This window comes from Streptomyces sp. NPDC127106 (assembly GCF_042677605.1).
Lineage (GTDB): Bacteria > Actinomycetota > Actinomycetes > Streptomycetales > Streptomycetaceae > Streptomyces.
Genome location: NZ_JBHXTC010000128.1, coordinates 1 through 2,069 on the forward strand (window position 1 = coordinate 1; position 2,069 = coordinate 2,069).

Here is a 2,069-nt window from a genome sequence, read left to right on the forward strand (position 1 = left end):
TCCGTCACATCACCAAAGCGTGAGGGCTTCGGCTTGAGTACGGTCTCTCGTTTCCTCCTGCCGCTGGTACGGCAGGGTTGCGCCACCTGCCCGCCCCGCCTCCGCCTTGCGGCGGGGGCGGGTGGCGCGAGTCTTACGGTCGGCTCCACGAGGCTTCGACACCGCCGGGGCGGTGTCCTGGTCTCCGGCCACTCCGGTACCAGTGGTGCAGGCTGCTGCGAGTGCGGCGAGGTTGAGTGCGGCGTTGTCGTCCCGGTCGATGACCAGGCCGCAGGCGTCGCATGCGTAGGTCCGCACGTGCAGCGGCAGCTTGGCTTTCACCGCGCCGCACCCGGAACAGGTCTTCGAGGAGGGGTACCAGCGATCCGCGACCACGAGGCGGGTGGCGTGGCGCTGGCCGGTCTTGTAGTCGAGCTGGCGGCGGATCTCCCCGAACCCGGCGTCGGCTATCCGGCGGGCCAGGCACCGGTTGCGGAGCATCCCGGCGACGTTCAGGTCTTCCACCACGACCGTGCCGTACTCGGCCGCGACACTCGTGGTGAGCTTGTGCAGGGCATCGGCGCGGAGGTTCGCCACACGGTGGTGGACCTTGTTGCGGGCGGCGTTGGCCTTCTCCCACCGGCGGGACGGCTGCTGTCCGGTGCGCCGGTCGGGGCCGCGGCGCCGGGAGACGGTGCGGGATGCGCGGCGCAGCCGCTTCAGCGCGGCCTCGTAGTGCCTCGGGTTGGACACGGTGCGGATCTCGCCGGTGCTGTCGGCCATCACCGCGAGGGTCTTCACCCCGAGGTCGATGCCGACCGCCACGCCCGGCCGCGCCACGCGTTTGAGGTCCCGCTTGGCCTCGACCTGGAAGGACGCGAACCAGCGTCCGCGCTCATGCCGCACCGTGGCGGACAGGACCCGGGCGGTCCCGGCCTGCACACGGGTCAGGAGCTTCACTGTGGGTTCGTGGGTGCGAATCGTGCCCAGCCGGGGCAGCGTCACGTGCCGGCCGTCGGCGTCCACGCGGATCGCGCCGGTGGTGAACCGACAGGCAAGGCGGGCTTTCCGCTTCGACTTGAACCGCGGTGCGCCCATCCGGGCGCCCTTGCGCTTGCCCTGCTTGGACTTGGCGTAGTTGTCGAACGCCGCGGCCGCGTTGGCCAGGCCGGTGTTGTACGCCTCCTTGGAGTTCTCCTCCCACCAGTCGGCGAACCGCGGGTCGGCGTGCTTGGCGGCGTTGAACGCCTTCCGCAGCGACGGCAGCGACCACGGCCGCCACTCCGTCAGCTCGGCCTCGGCGATCCCGTAGGACTCCTCCGCGCGGCGCTGCCACCACGAGGCGGTCACCCAGCCGACAGCCCAGTTGTACGCGGCGCGAGCGGCACCGCAGTGCGAGCGCAACGCGGCCTCCTGGGCGGCGTTCGGGTCCAGCGCGAACCGGAACGCCTGCACCTGGAAACCGGGCTGCGGCTGGAACCTCTTCACCCGGCGTCCTCGCCGGTCACCACGGCCACCGCGCGGGCCGCCCGGTTCTTCGCCGCACGCCGCCCGTACAGGCGGGCGCACATCGAGGTCAGCACCTCGGTGATGTCCCGCACCAGGTCATCGGCGGTCTCGGTGGGGTCGAGGACGACCAGGCGCCGCCCGGCGGCAGACAGGACGGCTTCGAGGTGCTCGACGCCGAACCGGGCCAGCCGGTCACGGTGCTCAACCACGATCACCGACGCCTGCGGGTCGGACAGCACCCGGTGCAGCTTACGGCGGCGCCCGTTTAGTCCCGAGCCGACCTCGGCGATGACCTCAGCGACGGCCAGGCCCAGCCCGTTCGCGCCGGCCACGACCCGTGCCACCTGCCGCTCAAGGTCGGCTTTCTGGTCGGCGGACGAGACACGGCAGTACGCGACCACCCGCCCCGCTTCCACGGAGACGGCCGGGGCGGGCTCGTCGACCAGCCATGTCCCAGACGGCGCCTGACGGACGGGCGCGGGCATCTTCCCGTCCTTCACCCAACGCCAGGCGGTCTGGTAGCTCACGCCCTGCTGCCGCGCCCAGTCCGAAAGCTTCACAAGGCCAAGGTATTCGAGACG

The 2,069-nt window shown here is 71.6% G+C and carries 2 protein-coding genes; both read right to left on the reverse strand.

Features of this window, described 5'->3' with window-relative positions:
* Window positions 1–9: 9 nt before the first annotated feature.
* The gene (tnpB, locus tag ACFVGY_RS37745; protein ID WP_385687105.1) at window positions 10–1,467 is read right to left on the reverse strand and encodes an IS607 family element RNA-guided endonuclease TnpB; all 1,458 of its coding nucleotides are present in this window, start codon (window positions 1,465–1,467) and stop codon (window positions 10–12) included.
* The gene (locus tag ACFVGY_RS37750) at window positions 1,464–2,048 is read right to left on the reverse strand and encodes an IS607 family transposase (RefSeq protein ID WP_385687108.1); all 585 of its coding nucleotides are present in this window, start codon (window positions 2,046–2,048) and stop codon (window positions 1,464–1,466) included. The genes tnpB and ACFVGY_RS37750 overlap by 4 nt, the downstream gene beginning before the upstream one ends.
* Window positions 2,049–2,069: the final 21 nt, after the last annotated feature.